Consider the following 2,679-nt stretch of genomic DNA (forward strand, 5'->3'; position numbering starts at 1 on the left):
AGTTGTCGGGACGGTGAGCTCGCAATTTGGATGTTCGAACAACGTTACGGTCACCTTGACCGTATTGCCGAACCCGAACGCAAAGACAGACCCGGACCCGATTGTTTTCTGTGATGACGACGATGACGGGATCGTGGATACCTTCGACCTTACCGTGCGTGACCTTGAGATACTGAACGGCGAGACCGACGTTACCATTTTCTATTACGAGACACTGCAGGAAGCAGAGGCCGGCGTTGCCGGAACGGAGATAGTGAGCCCCTATACGAATATAGTTCCCTATAGCCAATTTGTTTATGCACGTGTTACCAACCGCGTGCCGCCGGAATTACTCCCTTGCTATGCCATCGTACAGCTGGAGCTTATCGTAGTGCCGTTGCCGGATATGCCCGATGCCAACTTCCAGGACCCAATTGTCGTATGTGACGAAGATGGGGACGGCCTGGCGATTTTCGATCTTACCATCCAGAATGCATCCGTTTATGGCCTACAGGATCCAGCGGATTTTGAGCCCATAACCTATTATACCAGTTTGGCCGCTGCCGAAGCGGGCACCAACTTTATTGATCCGGCGGATGCCTTTTCAAGTACGGGCCAGACTATTTGGGTACGCCTGGAAAGCTTGGCCACAGGTTGCGCAAGGATAACCCCTTTCGAGATTGTTGTAGGGGAGTTCCCGGGTTCGGGAACCGCCGATGACCTTGTGCTCTGTGACGATGAAGTTAACGGAAGCACCAACGATGACGGTATTTCCACCTTCAACCTAACGTTGAACACTCCCATAGTTACGGGCGGCGACCCTACCCTTACCGTTTATTATTACGCCACCGCGGCCGACCAGAACGACGATATCCGTATCGCGTTCCCATCCGCGTACCAGAACATCACCACCCCCCAACAGGAGATATTCGTGACCGTACTGGGGCAGAACACCTGTAGGGCAAACCTTAGCTTCTTTATAACGGTGAACCCGAACCCAGCGCCCGTGGTGCCAACGCCATTGGTTGCGTGCGATGTTGACGGCAACGGCTTTACCTCCTTTGACCTGGAGAGCAAGACTGCCGAGATACGTGGCGGTGATCCTACCTTGATCATTACCTACCACGAGAACCTATTGGATGCCAATACCGGCAATTTTCCATTGGCAAGTCCGTACGAGAACATAGTTGCATTTAACCAAACACTATATGTCCGTGCGGCCTACAATACCCCGCCCGCGGGCACCGGCTGTTATACCATTGTGGAGTTGGAGCTTGTGGTGAAGCCTTCCCCGGTAGTCCCACAGGACCTTCCGGACCTTATTGCTTGCGACGATGATGGCTTTGCGGAATTCGACCTTACGGTACAGGAAGACCTGATATTGGGGAACCCGCCGCAGACGGATGTTACCATTACCTACCACGTGAACCAGGCCGATGCCCTTGCGGGAATAAACTGGATCGCTTCTCCGGAGTCCTATACCAACGTTGCCAGCCCCCAGACCATCTGGGTGCGTTTGGACGACGACCTGACGGAATGTTTTGCAATAGGCCAGTTTGATCTTATAGTGACCAATGGGCTTCCTATAACCGATCCAGCCCCGTTGGAGCTTTGCGATGACCTAGGCGAGGACAACGACGGCACCACCACCTTCGACCTTACGGTAAAGAACAGCGAAATAACCAATGGAGTGCTTACCCAGGGTGTTTCTTATTTTGAAACGCAAGATGATGCCCAGAACAACACAAACCGTATTGATCCTGAGACTGCGTATGTCAATCAAACCAACCCTCAGATAGTATATGTTAGGGTAGAGGACAGCAACAGTTCCTGTGTATCATTTACAACACTGACACTAAAAGTACTGAGCAATCCAAACCCGGTAGTTCCCGATCCGATTGAGCTTTGCGACAAGAACGTGATCATTCCTCCGGGGCCCTACGATGGGGTGGAGCTGTTCGATCTTACCGTACGAGAGGCACAGATCCTTAATGGGAACAACTGGACAATAGGTTACTTTGTAAGTTATGATGATGCCGTTAACGAGGCAAATGAAATTATCGCGCCAGAAGTTACCGCCTATCAAAACACCAGTAACCCGCAGACCATCTATGTGCGCACCACCAATCCAAACTCATTATGTTTTGAAATCGTGGAACTGGAGCTGATCGTTAATCCATTGCCGGACGATACTGCAATAGTATCGCCATATGTTGCTTGTGCATTTGGCGGCAGTGAAATAGGCATGTTTGATCTGGAGACAAAAGTTGGCGAGATTTTGGGCGGACAGCCCCAACCGCCTTTTGAGGTAAGTTTTTACCTGACCGCGCTAGATGCAGAAGTTGGATCTCCGCGTATCGTAGGCACTACCACTTTTCAGAACTCAACAAACCCACAGACTATATATACGGGTATATTGAATACAGAAACAGGTTGCTATATAGGAGGAGTGCAAAGCTTTGAGCTCATCGTGCAGCCGGGCGCCATCGCGGTCGCCCCCGCGGAGCCCTTTGTGATCTGCGACAACCTTCCGCCCAGCGATGGCTTTGCGGAGTTCGACCTTGACGATGTGACCAACCAGCAGGTCTCAGACCTGCGTGCGGGGATCTTGGCGGGGCAGGACCCTACGGAATTCAGCCTTTCATTTTATGAAACCCTTGAAGGGGCTGAGACCGGCGTTGGGGCCATTGCCTTTCCGTA

1 pseudogene is annotated in these 2,679 nt (G+C 51.8%); it reads left to right on the forward strand.

Annotated elements, in window-relative coordinates:
- Window positions 1-2,679, forward strand: a pseudogene (locus AEQU1_RS00030) (hypothetical protein); the annotation flags it as partial.

Source organism: Aequorivita sp. CIP111184, assembly GCF_900489465.1.
Classification (GTDB): domain Bacteria; phylum Bacteroidota; class Bacteroidia; order Flavobacteriales; family Flavobacteriaceae; genus Aequorivita.